Here is a 19,742-nt window from a genome sequence, read left to right on the forward strand (position 1 = left end):
CGCGGCAGTCCCATGGCCGAGGCCGGGACGTTCAAGATCTCCGACGGCGTGAAGCTCTTCAAGATCCCCACCATCTCCCTCATGGCCGGCATGGTCGTGCTCGTCACGAGCCTCGTGCTGCTCGCCTTCTACCCGAACTTCCTGGTCGTCGAACGGGGGGTCAGCGTCTTCGAGACCACCCTGACCATGTCCTGCTTCTCGATCGGCGCAGTGTTCTCCGCCTTCCTCGGCGGCCGCCTGGCGGACCTGTTCGTGCGGAAGTTCGGCGAGAAGGGCCGCATCATGCTGATGCAGATCTACCTGGTCTCGTTCGCCGCGACCGTCGCGATCGTGACCCAGCTCCCCTACGAGGGCTTCGGCGCCGCGGCCCCGATCACCTTCCTGCTGGGCCTGGTGTTCTCGATCGGCTTCTCCGGCTGCGTGCTGCCGATGGTCTCCAACGTGGTGCCCACCCAGCTCAGTGCCACCGCCTTCGCGATGCTGTTCTCGCTCATCCAGGGCGGCGTCACCGCCCTCATGTCCCTGGGGCTCGGCTTCGTCGCCGAGGCCTTCAGCAGCCAGACGATGTTCCTGTGGTTCGTCGTCGTGCCGTACCTGCTCAACGCCCTGTACTGGATGCTGTTCTACAAGGTGTACCCCCGGGACGTGGAGCGCCAGCAGGAGCGCAGCGACCAGGTGGCCGCCGGCACCTTCTGAATCGGCACCTTCTGGGCCGACATCGGCGCGGACGTCCTGCGGGGGAACCCGCGGAGGTCCGCGCCGATCTGCGTCCGGCCTGACCCAGCCGACCTCATCCAACCGGTCTCTGCTGCCCGGCCTCGACTATGAGGTGGATGGCGTCTCACGGGCGGCCCGCGCGGAGGCGACGTCGTCCACGATGACGGCGATGTGCAGCATGCTCGCGATCAGGGAGCCGTAGAGCGGCCAGGAGCGCCGCGGCAGCTCGGTGTTGTCGGCCAGGTCGAGGGCGAGGGCGGAGAGCCGGTCGGCGATCGGCTCCACCTCCGCGTCGGGATCGGCGATCGACCGGCCCGCGTCGCGGACCACAGCGACCCAGCGCTGACGGAAGCGGTCGTCCCATTCACCCTCGGCGTAGGCGCCCTCGCGGAGCGTGCGCGACAGGTGCCGGAGGTGCGAGATCCCTTCCTCGACCCGGGCCAGGATCTCCTCGTAGGAGGCCTCCTCGGCATCATCCGCCGGGGTGCCGCGGTGACGGCGGAGGAGGGCACCCGCGCGCCGGGTGCGGGGGTTCCCCCGTTCGCTCTCGCGGGCGAAGTGCACCTCCTGCCAGGCGCTGGCGAGCTCCCGGGACATCGACCGGGTCTCCTCCACCCAGGCGTCGGCCCGCTCGGTGTCCCAGGCGGTGGCGAACTCGTCGGCCATGTCGACCAGCACGCCGCCCATCCGGCGGTTGATGCTGTCCACGTAGCGCGCCGCCTGCTTCTCCCGCAGCGGCGGGATGATCAGCAGGTTCACGGCGATCCCCACGGCGACGCCGAGCCCGATCTCCAGGATCCGGTCCAGCAGCAGCGGCTGCTGCTGCCCGAAGCCCGCGCCCAGCACGAAGATCGCGGTGGTCGCGATCGCGACCCCTTCGTCCCGGATCCACGGCACCAGCGCCAGGACCATCCCGACGGCCAGGGCGAGCGCGAAGGTGCCGACGCTGACCCCGAGCCAGGCGCCGATCACGAAGGACAGCGCGACGCCGAGGATCGAGGCGACCAGGGTCTGCAGGCCGCGGGAGACGGATCGGTACACCGTGACATGCACCGTGAGCAGGGCGGTCCACGGGGCCAGGAAGGGCATCTGGGAGTCGAGCACGTCCCGCGACAGCCACCAGGCGACGGTGCCCGCGATCACCGCCTTGGCGATCTGCAGCCAGCCGGTGACCGCCTCGGGCTGCACCGCGGCGGCCCATAGCTTCTGCGCACGTTCCTGCCAGGTGGCGACCATCCTCCGACGGTCTCACACGTCGCGGGCGGTGAGCTCCTCGGGCGGGGCCTCGGTCTCGAGGTGCCGGGCCATCGCCCGGAGGAACTCGATGGCGGCCGGTCGGGCCGACGGCGGCACCAGGTGGGCGATCTCGAGCATCCGCTCGTGCATCCCGCCGAGTCGCTCACGGACCTGGGTATGGGCGTGGTCCGTGGCCACGACGATGCGGGAGCGGCCGTCGTAGGGGTGGGGCACGCGCTCGAGGTGGCCGGACTCGGTGAGCCGATCCAGCAGCTTCGAGGTCGACGCCCCCGAGATCCCCAGGTGCCTCGCGAGCGCCTGCGGGGTCGCGTGATCGTCCCCGGCCTCGTGCGCGATCACGTAGCGGAGCGCGGAGAGGTCCGTGGTGTTCATCTCCATGCCGGCGCTCATGCGCCGGCGCATGTCGTGATCAGCGGCGCGGAATCCTCGCAGGGCCGACAGGAGGTCAACGGCCGAATCGTCGCCGTCGTACCAGTACGAACCGCTCGAGCTCCCGCTCGTCTCCCCCGCGCTCTCGACCATCCTCCGATGCTAAAGTAAATTTATATAGATAGGCTAATCATCTCAGGCCGAGCACCTGACGCCGAGCACCGACGAGGAGGACCATGATCGAGACCGCAGGCGAGAGCGCACGGGCGCCCGAGGACATGGTGTCCAGCGAACCCTGGGACCACGTGATCCTGATGGACGAGGACCGCACCCCCCGGGGCCTCGCCCCTCGAACCACCGTCCACACCGCCACGACACCGCTCCACCTCGCCTTCTCCTGCCACGTGGTGCGCGAGGACGGCCTGGTGCTGCTCACCCGTCGCGCCCTGACCAAGCGCACCTGGCCCGGAGTCTGGACCAACTCCTTCTGCGGGCATCCGCGCCAGGGCGAGTCCTTCGCCGCTGCCGTCGCCCGCCACGCAACCCACGAGCTGGGCCTGGAGGTGCGCGGGGTGCGCGAGGCGCTGCCGGACTTCCGCTATCGCGCGGTCGACGCCTCCGGGGTGGTGGAGAACGAGATCTGTCCCGTCTTCATCGCCGACGCCGCCGGAGAGCTCACGCCGAATCCTGCGGAGGTCATGGACCTGCGCTGGGTCGCCCCCGGCGAGATCGCCGCACTCGTGGACCTCGCGCCCTGGACCCTGAGCCCGTGGATGGTCTCCCAAGTCCCTGATCTGCGCAGACACCTCGTCCCGTCGGCCGCACAGACGCCGGGCCCCGCCGTCGCACCCGCACCCGCACCCGCACCCGCACCCGCACCCGCACCCGCGAGCAGATCATGAGCGCCCACGACCACGGCGCCGTGGACCGGGAGATCGCGCGCCTGCTCTCGCGCGGCGTCACCTCCTCGAGCCCGGAGCACCGCGACCTGTGGGATGCCTTCGCCCGCGCCGCCGACGGGGGGAAGCGGTTCCGACCCGCGCTGCTCACGGCCACGCACGGCGCCCTCGGCGGTGGGCGTGAGGTGGCTGCGGTCCAGGTCGCCGCCGCCCTCGAGCTGCTGCACACCGCCTTCGTCGTCCAGGACGACGTGATCGACGGCGATCCGACGCGACGCGGCGTGCCCAGCCTTCCCGGCAGCTTCGCGCAGGACGTCCAGCAGCGCGGGGCTTCCCTCGCCGCTGCCCAGCGCTACGGCGAGGCGGCCGGCATCCTCGCCGGCGATCTCGGCCTGCTCGCGGCGTTCCGTGCGATCGCCCGCTGCGAAGCCCCTGCCCCCGTGGTCGACCGCCTGCTGGATCTCGTCGAGACGACCGTCCACGACTCCGCTGTCGGCGAGCTCGCCGACGTGCGCCTGCAGCTGGACCTGCGATCCGAGCTGCACCCCGATCAGGCGGAGCAGTCGAGCGAGACGGCGCAGTCGAGCCAGACAGCGCAGTCCGCGGCGCTGAGGGACGCTCTGGCCGTCGCCGAGTTCAAGACCGCGGTCTACTCCTTCCAGTTCCCGCTCCACGCGGGCGCGCTGCTCGCCGACGCCGAGGACGCGACCCTCGCCGCCCTCGACGAGATCGGCAGCCTGCTCGGCATCGGCTTCCAGCTGTTCGACGACCTGCTGGGACTGTTCGGCGAGGAGCGCCGCACCGGCAAGAGCGCACTCGGCGACCTGCGCGAGGGCAAGCGCACCGCGCTGATCGCGCACGCGACCACCACCGCCCAGTGGCGCCAGCTCCAGCCGCTGCTGGGACGGCCGGACCTCGACGCCGAGGACGCGCGCCGCGCCCGCACGCTGCTCACCGACAGCGGTTCCCGCGCGTGGACGGAGGAACTCGCCCGCTGGCACCTGGCCAGCGCCGTCTCCTCCGCGATCCGCCACCGGCTGCCGGCCGCCCTCGTGCACGCCCTGAGCACCGCGACCGAGGAGATCCTGCGCACCGCCGACCTCCTGCTCCCCTCGCAGCCGTCGTCGGCCCCGGGCCGGGAAGCGGACCCGGCAGAATCCTTGCCAGCCCCTCGCCCCGACGGGGACACTTCGCCTCATCGCGGCGCCGCGTACCGGGACCCCACCCGTGCAGCCCCCGCGCACCGCAGCCCGGCGACGACAGGATCCTCCTCATGAGCACTGCAGATGGCAGCACTTCAGAAGGCATCACCCCCGCCGGCAGCACCGGCTCCGGACCCGACGCCCCGCTGGTCCTCGTCACCGGTGCCACCGGCTACATCGGCGGCCGGGTGATCCCCGAGCTGCTCCGCGCCGGCCTGCGGGTGCGCGCGATGGCCCGGCACGCCGACCGGCTCGACGGGCGCCCCTGGCGGGACGACGTCGAGGTGGTCGAGGCGGACGTCATGGATGCCGCGACGCTGGCCGACGCGTTGGACGGCGTCGACGTCGCCTACTACCTGATCCACGCCATGGGCGGCGGCAAGGGATTCGCCGACCACGACCGCACCGGGGTGCAGAACTTCGCGGACGCCGCGGCACGGTCCGGGGTGCGACGCATCGTCTACCTCGGCGGCATCCATCCCGAGGATGAGGAGCTCTCCCCGCACATGGCCTCCCGGAAGGAGGTCGGGGACGTGCTCCTGGCCGGCGAGGTCCCTGCCGTGGTGCTGCGCGCCGCGGTGATCCTCGGCTCCGGCAGCGCCTCCTTCGAGGTGATGAGCCACCTCGCCGAGCGTCTCCCGGTGATGATCGCCCCGCGCTGGGTGCACAACCGGATCCAGCCGATCGCCGTGCGCGACGTGCTCCACTATCTCGTCGGCGCGGCCCGCCTCGAGGGGACGCCCAACCGCACCTTCGACGTCGGCGGTCCCGATGTGCTCACCTACGCCGGCCTGCTGCGGGCCTACGCCCGTGTCGCCGGATTGCGCCCGCGCCGGATCCAGGCGGTCCCCGTGCTCACCCCGCGCCTGGCGAGCCACTGGATCGGCCTGGTCACCCCGGTCCCCACCGGGATCGCCCGCCCGCTGGTCGAGTCGCTGATCCACGAGTCCGTCGCGGCGGAGTCCGACCTCCGCGGGCTCATCCCCGACCCCGAGGGAGGACTCACCGGGGTGGACCGTGCCATCTCCCTCGCCCTGACCCGGATCCACGAGCTCGACGTGAGCACCGCCTGGCACTCCGCAGCACCGGCCGGGGCACCGTCGGCCCCGCTGCCCGAGGACCCGCAGTGGGCCGGCGGCATCGTCCGGGGCGACGAACGCAGCCGGCGCGTCGCGGCGACCGCGGAGACCCTGTGGGCCGTCGTCGAGGGCATCGGCGGCGCGAACGGCTGGTACTCCTGGCGTCTCGGCTGGGTCGCCCGCGGGCTGATGGATCGGATCGTCGGCGGTCCGGGACTGCGCCGCGGTCGCCGTCATCCGCAGCGCCTCTCGGTGGGCGATGCCCTGGACTGGTGGCGGGTGGAACGGCTCGAGCCGGGCCGTCTGCTGCGCCTGCGCGCCGAGATGCGGGTCCCGGGTGAGGCCTGGCTCGAGCTGCGGGTCGAGGCCGAGGCCGACGGCGGCTCGCGCCTGCACCAGCGCGCCATCTACCACCCGCGCGGCCTGCTCGGGGACGCGTACTGGTGGGCCGTCTGGCCCTTCCACGGCATCGTCTTCGGCGGCATGCAGCGCAACATCGCCCGCGCCGCCGAGGGTGCCACCACCAGTGCTCCCACCGCCCGCCCCCGCTCGACCGGTTCTGGCCCGGCCGGTTCCGGCTCGACCGGTTCAGGCACGACCTTCCCCCGCACTTCCCGTCGACCCGATCAGGAGCCCACCTCATGACGATCCTCCGCCGCGGGGCCGTGACCCTCGCCTTCCTGATCGCCATGGTCGGCACCGCCATCGGCGTGGGTGCCGTCGGCGGGGACCCGATCGCCGAGGCCGCGGGCGGGCTGCTCGCCGCGGACTCCACCCATCTCGCCCCGGCCTCCTCGGCGTTCTCGATCTGGTCGCTGATCTATGCAGGACTCGGCGCATACACCCTGTGGCAGTGGTGGGACGCCCGCGACGAGCGCGGGATCGCCGCCCCGGCCATCGCCTCGCTGCTGCTCAACGCCACCTGGATCCTCGTGATCCAGGCGGGCTGGGTGTGGGTCAGCGTGCCGGTGATCGCCGTGCTGCTGGGCGTGCTGGCCCTGCTGTTCCACCGGATCACGGTGCACCCGGCCCGCAGCTCCCTCGAGCGGGTCGTGGTCGATGGCACCTTCGGCCTGTATCTCGGCTGGGTGAGCGTCGCGACCTGCGCGAACATCGCTGCGGCGCTCAAGGGTGCCGGCTTCCTGGGCTTCGGGGTCCCGGAGGTGCTCGCCGTCGCGGTGCTCGCGGTCGTCGCCGCGCTCGGCATCGCCCTCACGGTGGCAGGGCGGCGCCCGATCGCCGCGCCGGCTGCGATGGTCTGGGGTCTGGCCTGGATCGCCGTGGGCCGGGCCGCCGACGCCCCGCACTCCCCCGTCGTCGCGAGCGCGGCCGCCACCGCGGCCCTCGTGATCACGGTCGCCGGGGCCATCGGATGGCTGCGCGGTCGACGGGCACCGGACGGGACCGTGCGATGAACGCGCTGCACCCGCCCGAGGCGCCCGGCGCCCACTACGACCGGGTCGCGCAGCGCAGCGCGCGCACCGTCATCGCGGGCTACTCGACCTCGTTCGGCTGGGCCGTGCGGCTCCTGGAGGAACCTGTGCGCACGCACGTGCGCAGCATCTATGCCCTGGTGCGCGTGGCCGACGAGACCGTGGACGACCCCGACCCGCTCCTGCCGGACACGCTCCGCGCTCAGATGCTCGACGACCTCGCCGCCGAGACGGCGCGGGCGGTGCAGCGGGGCCGCTCCACCAACCTCGTGGTGCAGGCCTTCGCGATCACCGCCCGACGCCACGGCATCGGACCCGAGCTGATCGACCCGTTCTTCGCCTCGATGCGCGCCGACCTGTCCGTCACCGAGCACGACCAGGCGAGCCTGCAGGAGTACGTGCACGGCAGTGCCGAAGTGGTCGGGCTGATGTGCCTGCGGGTCTTCGTCGCCGGGGACGATGCCGCCTATGCGCGGCTGCGGGAGCCTGCGCAGAGCCTGGGCGCCGCGTTCCAGAAGGTCAACTTCCTGCGCGACCTCGCAGAGGATCACGACCAGCTGGGCCGCACCTACTTCCCGGGCCTGGACCCCGCACACTTCTCCGACGCGCACCGCGACCAGCTGCTCGACGACATCGACGCGGATCTCGATCGCGCCGCCGCCGCGATCCCCCACCTGCCCGGCGGCAGCCGTCGGGCCGTGGCCGCCGCGCACGGCCTGTACAGCGCGCTGTCCCGCCGACTGCGGGCCACCCCCGCCGCGGAGATCCGCCGCACCCGGGTGCGGGTCCCCGATCATGAGAAGGCGCAGATCCTCGTGCGCGTCCTGCTGAGCAGGCGCGCATGAGCACCTCCGATCCTCGCCCCTCCAGGCCCCGCACCACCGATCCCCGCGCCTCCATCGCCAGCGCTTCCAACCCCCGCACCGCGGTCGTCATCGGCGGCGGGATCTCCGGACTCGCGACCGCCGCCCTGCTGGCCCGCGACGGCTACCAGGTGGACCTGGTCGAGGCGCGCGAGGAGCTCGGCGGCCGCGCCGGCTCGTGGGAGCGCGACGGCTTCCGCTTCGACACCGGCCCCTCCTGGTACCTGATGCCCGAGGTCTTCGACCACTTCCTCCGCCTCCTCGGCACATCGTCCGCCGAGCAGCTGGACCTGCGCCCCCTGGACCCGGGCTACCGCGTGCTCTTCGAGGGATACGAGGAGCCGCTGGACATCCACGCCTCCGCCGCCCGCAATGCCGACGCCTTCGAGGAGATCGAACCCGGCGCGGGACGCCGGCTCGCGGAGTACCTCGACTCCGCCGGGAACACCTACGACCTGGCGCTGAAGCACTTCCTGTATACGTCCTTCACCTCGCTGCGAGGATTCCTGGACCCTGCCGTGATCACCCGGGCACCCCGGCTGCTGGCACTGCTCGCCGAGCCCCTCGAACGGTTCGTCGCACGGCGCTTCCGGGATCCGCGGCTGCGCCAGGTGCTCGGCTATCCGGCGGTGTTCCTCGGCTCCTCGCCGGACCGCACCCCGAGCATGTACCACCTGATGAGCGCCCTGGACCTGACGGGTGGCGTCCAGTACCCGCAGGGTGGCTTCGCTCGCCTGATCGATGCAATCGTCGGCCTCGCCGAACGCGAGGGCGTGTGCCTGCACACCGGCACGCGCGCCACACGGATCCTCACCGCCCCGAGCGCCAAGGGACGCGGCACACGGGCGCGGAAGCCCGAGGTGCAGGGAGTCGAGGTGCGGACGGCCGACGGGGACCACCGCGTCCTCCACGCCGACGTCGTCGTCGCCACCGCGGACCTCCATCACGTCGAGACCACCCTGCTGCCGCGCCCGCTGCAGACCTATCCGGAGTCGTGGTGGCGGCGGCGCACGAGCGGACCCGGCGCCGTGCTGGTGCTGCTCGGCGTGCGGGGCGAGCTTCCGCAGCTGCAGCACCACACCCTGCTCTTCACCCGCGACTGGCACGAGAACTTCGGGGCGATCCGCGAGGGACGCGTCCCGTCCCCGGCCTCGTCGTACGTGTGCCGGCCCTCGGCGACCGATCCGTCGGTCGCGCCACCCGGACACGAGAACCTGTTCGTGCTGGTCCCCGTGCCGTCGGACCCGTCGCTGGGTCACGGCGGCGTGGACGGGAGCGGTTCCCCCGCCGTCGAGCGCATCGCCGACGAGGCGATCGCGCGGATCGCCGAGCAGGCCGGGATCCCCGACCTCACCGAGCGCATCGTGGTGCGCCGCACGGTCGGTCCGGCCGAGTTCGCCGAGGATCTCGGGGCCTGGCAGGGCAGCATGCTCGGCCCGGCGCACACCCTGCGCCAGAGCGCCTTCTTCCGCGCCGGCAACGCCTCCCGCCACGTGTCCGGGCTGTTCTACGCGGGCTCCAGCACGCTGCCCGGCATCGGCCTGCCGATGTGCCTGATCAGCGCGGAGCTCGTGGCCAAGAGGCTGCGGGGAGACCGCTCCTCCGCGCCGCTGCCCGAACCGCCGGCGGGATCCCGCGCGCCCGGCGAGGCCGGCACTCGGACGACGACGGCCGCGAGCACCGGGGTCGACGCCTGATGGCCGGGCTGTACCTCGCCGTGCTGCTGGTCCCCACCGGATGCATCGTGCTGCTGGATCATCGCTTCCGCCTCGTCCTGTGGCGGACGCCGAAGCGCGCTGCCCGAACCCTCGTGCTCACCCTCGCGATCGGGATCGTCTTCTTCCTGCTCTGGGATCTCGCCGCGATCGCCTCCGGTCACTACCGGACCGGTCAGAGCCCGGCGATGACCGGCATCGAGCTCCTGCCCGATCTGCCCCTCGAGGAGCTCGTGTTCGTCAGCTTCCTCGCCTACACGACGCTCGTGCTGTGGGGCCTGCTCGCCCGTGCGATGCCCCGGAGGAGAGAGCGCCGGAGGAGGGCGGCATGACCTACGCCCTGCTCGCCGCCCTCTTCCTCCTGCCCCCGGTGCTGGTGACGGCGCTCGCCGCCGTGGTGCGTCGGCCCGGACCACGCTGGTGGGCGGTGACCGCCGGGACCGTCGTCGGGCTGCTGCTCCTCACGATCGTGTTCGACACCGCGATGATCGCGGCGGACCTGTTCCGGTACGACGAGTCCCAGCTGAGCGGGCTGCGGATCGCGCTGGTGCCGGTGGAGGACCTCGCCTGGCCGATCGCCGCCGGACTGCTGCTGCCCTCACTCGCCCTGCTGCTGAACCCCCAGGAGAAGGACCGATGACCACGACCACCGGCGCGCCCGGCGCCGTCCGCCAGGTGGTGGGCTCCTCCCGCCCGCTGAGCTGGATCAACACCGCCTACCCCTTCGCAGCGGCATACCTGCTGGCCGGCGGCGGCATCACCCTCACGCTCGTGCTCGGCACGGTGTTCTTCCTCGTGCCCTACAACCTGCTCATGTACGGGATCAACGATGTCTTCGACCACGAATCGGATCTCCGCAACCCGCGCAAGGGCGGCGTCGAGGGGATCGTGCTGGACAGCCGCTGGCACGCGCTCACGCTGTGGTCCGCCGGGCTGCTCGCCCTGCCCTTCGTGATCGCGCTCCTGCTGCTCGGCTCGCCGGTCTCCGCGCTCGTGCTCGCAGTGGTGCTGGTGGCGGTGGTCGGCTACTCCGCGCCCGGGGTGCGCCTGAAGGAGAGGCCGGTGCTGGATTCGCTCACCTCGTCGACGCACTTCGTCGGGCCCGCCGCCGTGGGCCTGGCCCTGTCCGGCGCACCGCTCACACTCGCCGCGTTCGCGGCGCTGGCCGCGTTCTTCCTGTGGGGCATGGCCTCGCACGCCTTCGGCGCCGTGCAGGACATCGTGCCGGACCGGGAGGCCGGGATCGGGTCGATCGGCACCGTGCTCGGGGCGCGCACGACGGTCCGGTTCTCGCTCACCCTGTACACCGCCGCCGGCCTGGTCATGCTCGCCGCCGGATGGCCGGCCCTGCTAGCAGGACTCCTGGTCATTCCCTACATCGCGAGCATCTGGCCGTACCGTTCGCTGTCCGACGAGCACGGCGACCGCGCCCGTCCCGGCTGGCGGCGGTTCCTGGCCCTGAACCTGCTGACCGGGTTCCTGCTCACCCAGCTGCTGATCTGGATCGCCCTGCGCAGCTGACCTCGCTCACCACTGCTCGTTCCCACCGCTCCCCACCCCTCCCGACCCCGGCCCTCGACCCTCGACCCTCCACCTTCGACCCTCGACCGATCGGTCCACACCGATATCGAACCGCCCCGACGCACCAGGCACGCACGTGGACCGGTGCCGGGCTCGGTCGCGCCCTCACGCAGCCCGCCGCCTCTCCACGACCCGTTGTGCCCCGGATCACGCACCGAGAGAATGAAGCATGACGGTCACCCTGAGGTCCTTGGAACTGGCAGTACCCGGCACGGAGCTCGCCCAGCAGGAGCTGCGCGACGTCTTCCTCGCCCAGCCCGGCCTGAGCCGGCTCGGCACCCGGCTGGTCAGCTCGGCCTTCGACAACTCCGGGATCGAGCGACGCTATTCCGCGCTCACCGAATGGGGCGAGGACGCGGCGCATGAGGACCCGGTGTTCTTCGACGCCACCACCCACGCCTTCCTGAACCCGACCACCGGCGCCCGCAACCAGGTCTTCGCCCGGGAGGCCACCGAGCTCTACGTACGCACTGCGGCTGCGGCGTTGGAGGCCAGCGAGGGTCTCGGCGCGGCGGACGTCACCCACGTCATCACCGTCTCCTGCACCGGGTTCTTCGCCCCCGGTCCCGACTACCGCATCGTGCGCGCCCTGGGCCTGGATCCTTCCGTGCAGCGCTACCACCTGGGGTTCATGGGCTGCTATGCCGCGTTCCCGGCCCTGCGGCAGGCCCAGATCATCTGCCGCGCCGATCCGGAGGCGGTGGTGCTGGTCGTGACCGTCGAGCTGTGCACCCTGCACGTGCGCACCTCCAACGACCCGGACACCATCGTCGGCTCCTCGTTGTTCGCCGACGGCGCCGCGGCGGCCGTGGTCACCGGCCGCGATCTCCCCTCGCAGCGACCGGTCCTGACGCTGGACCACTTCGAGACGGTCCTGACGCCGGTCGGCGAGGAGGCCATGGCCTGGAACATCGGCGACCACGGTTTCGAGATGGTGCTGGGCACCTACGTCCCTCACATCATCGACGAGCACATCACCGGCGCGCTGGCCCCTCTGCTCGCGCACGATCCCTCCCTCGCGCAGCGCGACTACGCCGAGATCGAGCACTGGGCGATCCATCCGGGCGGCCGCAGCATCCTGGACAAGGTCGAGGCCCGGCTGGACTTGAGCGCCGAGCAGCTGGTCCCGGCCCGTGACACCCTGCGCGACTACGGGAACATGAGCAGCGCGACCGTGATGTTCGTGCTCAAGCACATCCTCGAGGGCGGGTCGGCCGTCGCCGAGGAGCGGGTCTGCGCGATGGCGTTCGGGCCGGGCCTCACCGTCGAATCTGCGCTGATGACCCGGGTCCCGGGCAGCCCCGCCTCACCGCGGCTCTCGCCCGCCGCCGCCCGGATCGCGCCGGTCGGGCCGGTCACGCCGGTCGGGCCGACGGGGACCTGATGATCCCTCCCCCGCTGCGCCACCGGGCGCGGAGCCTCACCGAGCAGATGGACGCCGCGGACTGCGACCCGGAGATGCTGGATCGCACCTACGCCCGGTTCCGGATCGTCAACGCGCTGGTCGCCGGCTGGCGCACGACCTACACCCGTCACCTGCGTCCGGTGCTGTCCCGAGATCGACCCACCACCGTGCTCGACATCGGCTCCGGCGGCGGGGACCTCTCCCGCGGTCTGGTCCGGTGGGCGCGGCGCGACGGGTTCGACGTGCGCGTCACCGGCATCGATCCCGATCCTCGGGCGCATGCGTGGGCGAGGCGTCGGCCCCCGGTTCCCGGCGCGAGCTTCCGCCGGGCGACCAGCCGCGAGCTCGTCGGCGAGGGTCGCACGTTCGACCTCGTGATCTCCAACCACCTGCTCCATCATCTCGACGACGAGCAGCTCTCCGATCTGCTCGTCGACTCCCAGCGGCTCGCCCGGGTCCGCGCGGTGCACAGCGACATCCGGCGCAGCCGCTGGGGCTATCTGCTGTTCGCCGCCGGCACCGCGGCCCTCCACCCCGTCTTCCGGACGTCGTTCATCCGGGAGGACGGGCTGACCTCGATCCGCCGCAGCTACACCGTCCCGGAACTGCGCGCCGTGGTCCCGCCCGTGTGGCGCGTGACCGAGCAGGCCCCGTCGCGGATCCTCCTCCACCACGACGCCGACCTCCTCCACGACCCCGATGCTGATCCAGCACGTCTCAGCTGGGCCGACCGCCTGCCCGACCCAGATCACCTCGGCCCGTCGTGACCAGCACGTCCGCGAGCCACCCTGCGGGCACGGCCGATCCCGTCGACGTTCCCGATCCATCGGCCCGAACCTGCGATGTGCTCGTCGTCGGAGGCGGGCCCGCCGGCCTCCTGCTCGCGATCCTGCTGCAGCAGAGGGGTGTGGACGCCGTGGTCCTGGAGCGTCGGTGGCAGCTCAGCACCCACTCCCGCGCCATCGGCCTGCACCCGCCGGCGCTGGCCGCGCTGACGGCTGTCGGCCTCGACGCGGCGGCCATCGCCCGAGGTGCACCGATCCTTCGCGGAGCCGCCCGCAGCAGGGACCGCCACCTGGGGTCTCTGAGCTTCGAGCTGTCCTGTCCGGAGCGTCCTTACGTGCTCGCGCTGCCCCAGAGCGTCACCGAAGAGATGCTCACCCAGCGCCTGACCCAGTTGGCTCCCGCGGCACTTCACCGCGGTATCGACGTCGTCGCGATCCAGGATCGCGGAGCGGACGTCCAGGTGACAGCCCGGAGAACCCCACGGGAGGACGGGCAGGGAACGGCGCCCGACGGGGCCGGCACCCCAGCGGGTTCGGCCAGCCCCGCAGCGGGTTCGGCCGGCACCGACCCGGGACCCACGACGTGGCGCGCCCGAGTGGTGGTGGGCGCCGACGGGGCGCGCAGCACGGTGCGCGAGCTCGCCGGGATCCGCACGGACCTGCGCATCTACCCCGACACGTACCTCATGGGCGACGTCGCCGACTCTGACGACGCCCGGCGCACCGCGGCATCGCACGCCGCACGGCCCGCGACGATCCATCTCCACCCCGGCGGCGTGGTCGAGTCCTTCCCGCTGCCGGGCAGCGGACGCCGCTGGGTGGCACACACCGGGACCGCCCCGACGGCGTCGGACCCCGACGACCTCGCCGCCATCGTCCGCCGCCGCACCGGAGCCCGGATCGACCCGGCGACCACCACGATGATCAGCGCGTTCACGGTGCAGCGGCGGACGGCCCGGACCATGCTGCGCGGCCGCCAGGTGCTGATCGGGGACGCCGCCCACGAGATCAGCCCCATCGGCGGCCAGGGCATCACCCTGGGCTGGCTCGACGCCCTCGCGCTGGCACCCCTGCTCGAGCAGGTCATCACCCGCGATCTCCGCCACCCGTTGCCCACCATGCCGCTGCTGCAGCGATTCGACCGCGACCGGAGACTCGCAGCACGCACCGCCGGACTCCTGGCAGAGCTGAACATGGTCCTCGGGCGACCTCGATCAACCCTGGTCGCGGGCGTGCGGGACGCCGGGATCCGGGCGGTGCTGCGCACCCCGCTCCGGCATCGGATGGCCTGGGCGTACTCCATGGGCTGGGCCACGCTCGATCGTTCGTGAACGGCCTCGACGACCGCCGTGCGACGCCGTCCCCGCAGACCTGGGACCTATCATGTGGCCATCCAGCGACCTGCCGACCTGCCGACCTGCGGTGACCTCCGCGCTGGAGAGCATTCCCAGCGTCCCACCCACAGACCGGAAGCAGCCATGTCGCGGAAATCGACTCGTCCGACCGTCGCCACCATCGCGCGCGACCTCGGCATCTCTCCCGCGACGGTGAGCTATGCCCTCAACGACAAGCCGGGGGTGAGCGCTGCGATGCGCGAACGTGTTCTCGTGCGCGCCCATGAGGTGGGGTGGACCCCGCACTCGGGCGCCCAGGCCCTGCGCCGCGGCCGCAGCGGGAACGTCGGGCTCGTGCTGATCCGGGATCCGCAGGAGGTCTCGAGGGAGCCCTTCTACTCCTCGGTGACCGCCGGGATCGAGTCCGCCACCTCGGCGCACGGCTACGAGCTGCTGATCCGCTTCGTGCAGGGAGGCGCCGACGCGGAGTCCGACGTGTTCCGCACCTGGGCCCATCAGCGTCGCGTCGACGGCGTCGTCCTGCTGGACATCGCCGAGGACGACCATCGCCCCGCTGTGCTCGAGTCGCTGAACATGGACTTCTCGGTGCTTGGCCACTACACCGGCCCGGAGTCCTTCGCGAAGGTGATGACCGCGGAGGCCGACGACGCACGCACCGTCGTGGAGCACATCGTCGAGCGCGGCTACGACGGCTGCATCCAGCTCACCGGCCCCGAGCAGTTCGCCCACGAGCTCAGCCGCCTGGAGCTGCTGCGCTCGCTGTGCCAGGAGCACGGGATCCCGCACGTCCACGCCTCGGGCCCCTACACGATCGACGCCGGGCTCGCCGCTTTCGAGGCCTCCGACCTGCAGCTCAGCAGCCGGCCGGCGGTGGTCGCCTCGAGCGACCTGCTCGCGATCGGCGCGCTCCGCGGAGCTCTGCGTCGGGGCATCGCGGTGCCCGAGCAGCTCGGCCTGGTCAGCTGGGACGACTCGCTGATCGCCGAGCTGACCGTCCCCGCGGTCACGGCACTGGCCCGCAGGCCCTTCGAGATGGGCCATCATGCCGGTGACCTGCTGGTGCGCCAGATCGAGGGCGTCGAGCCGCCGTGCACCGTGCTGGAGGTCGAGCCCGCCTCGCTGATCGGCCGCGAGTCCACCGGCGCCCTCTGACCCACGCCACGCCGCCCCACCCAGCACTCTCCCCCGCTCTGCCCCGCCCTGCCCTGCTCCGCTTTGCTCTGACCTGACCTGACCTGACCCGGCCAGCCCGGCCAGCCCGGCCCTGCCCTGCCAGCCCGGCCAGCCCGGCCCGGCCCGGCCCAACCCAGCATTGCCCTGCCCTGCCCTGCCCTGCCCTGCCCTGACCAGCTCTGCTCCGCTTTGCTCTGCCCCGACCAGCCCTGGCCAGCCGACCCATCGCATCCACTGGCGGCAGGTGTGCAGGCTGGGGCATTTACGCCCACGCTGCACACCACAGGCCAGTAGATACGACACAAGGCCTGCCGCTGCACACCACACGCCAGTGGATGCGACCGACGACCCGTCGCTGGACACCAGCGGGCGGTGGATAGGTGTCGACGGCCGGCAGTTGCACAGAGGGCGCGCCCCTGGAGCACGGCCGCCGCCATCACCCGCGCCACCGAAGCACAACCACCGTCACCCCGCGCCGCACCGCACCGCTCTCCGAGCGCTCGGCGCGGTCCGTGATCGCACCGTGACACTCCCCCGTTGACACCCGCCTCGTCGTCGGGCCATACTCGCCGAATCGATTAAGTTCGAATCGATTAAGCAGTTCTGCCGCGCGGCCCTCCCGGGCCTGCGCCTCCCCGTTCCTGCAACGGCGACCGATGACGGCTCGCCAAGGAGTTCTCCGATGCGACGACGCACACTTCTGACCTCGATCCCCCTCGCCGGCGCCGGCGCCGCCGGTCTGGCCGCCTGCGGCTCCGGGTCCGGCGGCTCGAACGACAGCCCGGACAAGCTCACCTACTGGGCCTCCAACCAGGGCACCAGCGTCGAGAACGACAAGGAGGTGCTCACCCCGGTCCTCGAGAAGTTCACGAAGGACACCGGCATCGAGGTGAGCCTCGAGGTCATCGGCTGGGCCGATCTGCAGACCCGCATCCAGACGGCCATCACCTCCGGCCAGGGCCCCGACGTGGTCAATATCGGCAACACCTGGGGCGTCAGCCTCCAGGCCACCGGCGGTCTGCTGGACCTGGGCGACGAGCAGTTCGAGGCCCTCGGCGGCCGGGACCGCTATGTGCCGGCAGCGCTCGCCACCGGCGGCGCAGTCGACACCGACCCCACCTCGATCCCGCTGTACGGCCTGGCCTACGGCATGTACTACAACGTGCAGATGTTCGAGGACGCCGGCATCGAGCCGCCCACCACGTGGGAGGAGATGGTCGAGGCCGCCAAGGCGCTGACCGATACGGACAAGGACGTCTACGGCATGTCCCTGGCCGCCGGCTCCTACACGGAGAACAACCACTTCGCGTTCATCAATGCTGCCCAGAACGGCGCCGCGCTGAACACGGAGGACGGCAAGCCCTCCTTCACCGATGACGGCGTGGTCGACGGCATCATGCGCTACCTCGACCTCATGCAGGAGCACAAGGTCGTCAACCCCTCCAACGCGCAGTTCGACAACGGCACCAAGTCCGTCACCTCCTTCGCCAACGGCGAGGCGGCGATGATCATCAACCAGAACAACGCCAACGCCACGATCGAGTCGCAGGGCATGAAGCCCGAGCAGTTCAAGGCCGTCCCCTTCCCCGCTCCGGCGGACGCCGTGAGCGACTGCGCCTCGCATCTCGCGGGCATCAACCTCGCGATCATGAAGGACACCAAGAACGAGGACGGCGCTCTGAAGTTCCTGAACTTCATGACCTCGGAGGAGACGCAGTCGGAGCTGGGCAAGCCCTTCGCCTCTCTGCCCGTGCTGGCCGACGGCAAGCCCACCTTCACCGATGACACCGAGCAGGCGGACATGTTCATGGAGATCTACGGCGAGCGCGCCGAGCCGCTGCCGCTGGTGCCGTGGGAGGACCAGTTCGAGACCTCCGTGGGCCAGGCCATGAACACCATGTTCGCGACCATCGCGACCGGCGGCACGGTCACCCGTGACGACGTGAAGACCGCCATGCAGACCGCGCAGGACTCGATCCGCGCCTGAGGGTCCGACCGGCCGACGGGGGCTCAGCCCCCGTCGGCCCTCGCATGCCCGCCTCGCATGCCCGCCACCTCGATGAGAAGAGCCCTATGACCAGCCAGCTCGCCCCGGAGAGCACCAAGCAGCCTCCGAAGCATCCCGATCGGCCGACGCCCCGGCGCCCTCGCCATCACCTGTTCCCGTACCTGATCATCGCGCCGGCCGTGCTGCTGGAGCTGCTGATCCACATCATCCCGATGGCCACCGGCTTCTGGATGAGCTTCATCGAGCTCACGAAGTTCTTCATCCGCCGCTGGACGGAGGCCCCCTTCGCGGGCCTGGAGAACTACCGGATCGCGGTGGATCTCAACACGCCCGTCGGCCAGGAGCTGCTGAACTCCTTCGTCGTGACGCTCGCGTTCACGGCGCTCGTGGTGGGCCTCAGCTGGGGACTGGGCATGGCCGCCGCGGTCGCTCTGCAGCGGCCCTTCCGCGGACGCGGCATCTTCCGCACGCTGTTCCTGATCCCCTACGCCCTGCCGCTGTATGCCGCGGTGATCACCTGGAACTTCATGCTCCAGCGGGACACCGGCGCCGTGAACCACGTGATCGTGGATCAGCTCGGGCTGGTCGACGGCGCACCCTTCTGGCTGATCGGGAACAACGCCTTCATCTCCGTGGTGGTGGTCGCGATCTGGCGCATGTGGCCCTTCGCCTTCCTCATGTTCATGGCCGGCCTGCAGTCGGTCCCCGGCGAGCTCTACGAGGCCTCCGCGATGGACGGCGCCACTCCGCTGCGGCAGTGGCGCTCGGTCACCCTGCCGATGCTCGCACCGGTCAACCAGACCATGATGCTGGTGATGTTCCTGTGGGTGTTCAACGACTTCAACACCCCGTACGTGCTGTTCGGGACGGCTCAGCCCCCTGCCGGCGACCTCATCAGCTTCCACATCTACAACGCCTCGTTCCTGTCCTGGGACTTCGGGGTGGGCAGCGCGATGAGCGTCCTGCTGCTGCTGTTCCTGCTGGCGGTGTCGCTGGTGTACCTCTACTTCACCCAGTGGAAGAAGGAGAAGAACAATGCGTGAGACCGTCGGAGAGAAAGTCTTCCGCACCATCGTGCTCGTGGTCCTCACCGTGTTCGTCGCGGTGCCGCTGTACGTCATGGTCACCACTTCGCTGAAGCCGCTCGGCGATGTGCAGGCCGGGTTCTCGTGGATCCCCAGCACCCTCACCATCCAGCCGTTCATCGACATGTGGTCGACGGTGCCGCTGGCGAAGTACTTCATGAACTCGCTGATCGTCACCTCGGTCGCGACCCTGTTCAGCGTGGCCGTGGCGACCCTCGCCGCCTACGCCGTCTCACGCTGGCGCTTCCACGGCCGCGGCCCGTTCATGACCACGGTGCTGTCCACCCAGATGTTCCCCGGCGTGCTGTTCCTGCTGCCGCTGTACCTGATCTTCGTGAACATCGACGCGACCTTCGGGATCCCGCTGGTGGGCACCCGCATCGGCCTGATCATCACGTACCTGACGTTCTCGCTGCCCTTCGCGATCTGGATGCTGGTGGGCTACTTCGACGGCATCCCCCAGGAGCTCGACCAGGCCGGCAAGGTCGACGGTGCCAGCAACCTCACCATCCTGCTGCGCATCATCCTGCCCGCCGCACGGCCCGGCATCGTGGCCGTCGCGATCTACGCCTTCATGACGGCCTGGGGAGAAGTCCTGTTCGCCTCTGTCCTGACCACGGAGGACACCCGTACGCTCGCGGTGGGGCTGCGGCAGTACGCCACGCAGACCAACGTCTACTGGAACCAGGTCCTCGCCGCCTCGCTCGCGGTGTCGATCCCGGTGGTCGTCGGCTTCCTCATGATGCAGAAGAACTTCGTCGCCGGCCTCACCGCCGGCGCCGTGAAGTGACCCGCCCCGGCGAGACAACCCGCCCC

Annotated in this window: 19 protein-coding genes; 17 read left to right on the top strand and 2 right to left on the bottom strand. The window is 71.2% G+C overall.

Annotated elements, in window-relative coordinates:
• The coding region (locus ACT3T5_RS12785; RefSeq protein ID WP_444578305.1) for an MFS transporter at window positions 1-696 on the top strand (696 nt) is incomplete at its 5' end.
• A gap of 126 nt (window positions 697-822) precedes the next feature.
• Here the strand turns inward: ACT3T5_RS12785 and ACT3T5_RS12790 are convergent.
• The gene (locus ACT3T5_RS12790; RefSeq protein ID WP_444594514.1) at window positions 823-1,953 is read right to left on the bottom strand and encodes an FUSC family protein; all 1,131 of its coding nucleotides are present in this window, start codon (window positions 1,951-1,953) and stop codon (window positions 823-825) included.
• Between the two features lie 12 nt (window positions 1,954-1,965).
• On the bottom strand, window positions 1,966-2,496 hold the full coding sequence (locus tag ACT3T5_RS12795) for a MarR family winged helix-turn-helix transcriptional regulator (protein ID WP_193116660.1): 531 nt from the start codon (window positions 2,494-2,496) through the stop codon (window positions 1,966-1,968).
• A 125-nt stretch (window positions 2,497-2,621) separates the two neighbouring features.
• Between ACT3T5_RS12795 and idi the strand changes: the two genes are divergently transcribed.
• The 16 genes from idi (at window position 2,622) to ACT3T5_RS12875 (ending at window position 19,716) form a co-directional block, all read left to right on the top strand.
• A complete protein-coding gene (gene idi, locus ACT3T5_RS12800; RefSeq protein WP_444594587.1) occupies window positions 2,622-3,245 on the top strand; it encodes an isopentenyl-diphosphate Delta-isomerase in 624 nt (207 codons plus the stop codon).
• Window positions 3,242-4,519, top strand: coding sequence for a polyprenyl synthetase family protein (locus ACT3T5_RS12805; protein WP_444594515.1), 1,278 nt, complete (start codon window positions 3,242-3,244; stop codon window positions 4,517-4,519). The genes idi and ACT3T5_RS12805 overlap by 4 nt, the downstream gene beginning before the upstream one ends.
• Window positions 4,516-6,168, top strand: a complete 1,653-nt coding sequence (locus ACT3T5_RS12810; RefSeq protein ID WP_444594516.1) for an SDR family oxidoreductase — start codon at window positions 4,516-4,518, stop codon at window positions 6,166-6,168. Before ACT3T5_RS12805 ends, ACT3T5_RS12810 begins: the two co-directional genes overlap by 4 nt.
• Window positions 6,165-6,938 carry a tryptophan-rich sensory protein gene (locus ACT3T5_RS12815; RefSeq protein ID WP_444594517.1) on the top strand — a complete coding sequence of 258 codons (774 nt, stop codon included), beginning with the start codon at window positions 6,165-6,167 and terminating at the stop codon, window positions 6,936-6,938. The genes ACT3T5_RS12810 and ACT3T5_RS12815 overlap by 4 nt, the downstream gene beginning before the upstream one ends.
• Window positions 6,935-7,801, top strand: coding sequence for a phytoene/squalene synthase family protein (locus ACT3T5_RS12820; RefSeq protein ID WP_444594518.1), 867 nt, complete (start codon window positions 6,935-6,937; stop codon window positions 7,799-7,801). The genes ACT3T5_RS12815 and ACT3T5_RS12820 overlap by 4 nt, the downstream gene beginning before the upstream one ends.
• Window positions 7,798-9,516: a phytoene desaturase family protein gene (gene crtI, locus ACT3T5_RS12825; protein WP_444594519.1), complete on the top strand. Its 1,719-nt coding sequence runs from the start codon at window positions 7,798-7,800 to the stop codon at window positions 9,514-9,516. Before ACT3T5_RS12820 ends, crtI begins: the two co-directional genes overlap by 4 nt.
• A complete protein-coding gene (locus ACT3T5_RS12830; RefSeq protein ID WP_441448214.1) occupies window positions 9,516-9,866 on the top strand; it encodes a lycopene cyclase domain-containing protein in 351 nt (116 codons plus the stop codon). The genes crtI and ACT3T5_RS12830 overlap by 1 nt, the downstream gene beginning before the upstream one ends.
• Window positions 9,863-10,174: a lycopene cyclase domain-containing protein gene (locus ACT3T5_RS12835; protein WP_441448213.1), complete on the top strand. Its 312-nt coding sequence runs from the start codon at window positions 9,863-9,865 to the stop codon at window positions 10,172-10,174. The genes ACT3T5_RS12830 and ACT3T5_RS12835 overlap by 4 nt, the downstream gene beginning before the upstream one ends.
• Window positions 10,171-11,055 (top strand): prenyltransferase, encoded by an 885-nt coding sequence (locus ACT3T5_RS12840; RefSeq protein WP_444594520.1) that lies wholly within the window; start codon window positions 10,171-10,173, stop codon window positions 11,053-11,055. Before ACT3T5_RS12835 ends, ACT3T5_RS12840 begins: the two co-directional genes overlap by 4 nt.
• A gap of 229 nt (window positions 11,056-11,284) precedes the next feature.
• Window positions 11,285-12,499, top strand: coding sequence for a type III polyketide synthase (locus ACT3T5_RS12845; RefSeq protein WP_444578314.1), 1,215 nt, complete (start codon window positions 11,285-11,287; stop codon window positions 12,497-12,499).
• Complete coding sequence (locus ACT3T5_RS12850; RefSeq protein WP_441448210.1) at window positions 12,499-13,287, top strand: class I SAM-dependent methyltransferase; 789 nt, start codon at window positions 12,499-12,501, stop codon at window positions 13,285-13,287. The genes ACT3T5_RS12845 and ACT3T5_RS12850 overlap by 1 nt, the downstream gene beginning before the upstream one ends.
• A complete protein-coding gene (locus tag ACT3T5_RS12855; protein WP_441448209.1) occupies window positions 13,284-14,636 on the top strand; it encodes an FAD-dependent oxidoreductase in 1,353 nt (450 codons plus the stop codon). The genes ACT3T5_RS12850 and ACT3T5_RS12855 overlap by 4 nt, the downstream gene beginning before the upstream one ends.
• 147 nt (window positions 14,637-14,783) lie before the next feature.
• Entirely contained in the window at window positions 14,784-15,812 is a 1,029-nt protein-coding gene (locus ACT3T5_RS12860) for a LacI family DNA-binding transcriptional regulator (RefSeq protein ID WP_444594521.1), read from the top strand.
• A gap of 703 nt (window positions 15,813-16,515) precedes the next feature.
• The gene (locus ACT3T5_RS12865; protein WP_444594522.1) at window positions 16,516-17,820 is read left to right on the top strand and encodes an ABC transporter substrate-binding protein; all 1,305 of its coding nucleotides are present in this window, start codon (window positions 16,516-16,518) and stop codon (window positions 17,818-17,820) included.
• Window positions 17,821-17,906: 86 nt separating this feature from the next.
• On the top strand, window positions 17,907-18,884 hold the full coding sequence (locus ACT3T5_RS12870) for a carbohydrate ABC transporter permease (RefSeq protein WP_441448206.1): 978 nt from the start codon (window positions 17,907-17,909) through the stop codon (window positions 18,882-18,884).
• Window positions 18,877-19,716, top strand: a complete 840-nt coding sequence (locus ACT3T5_RS12875; RefSeq protein ID WP_441448205.1) for a carbohydrate ABC transporter permease — start codon at window positions 18,877-18,879, stop codon at window positions 19,714-19,716. Before ACT3T5_RS12870 ends, ACT3T5_RS12875 begins: the two co-directional genes overlap by 8 nt.
• The last annotated feature ends 26 nt before the right edge of the window (window positions 19,717-19,742 follow it).

The sequence above is a fragment of the Brachybacterium sp. AOP3-A1-3 genome (genome assembly GCF_052378285.1).
Taxonomy (GTDB): domain Bacteria; phylum Actinomycetota; class Actinomycetes; order Actinomycetales; family Dermabacteraceae; genus Brachybacterium.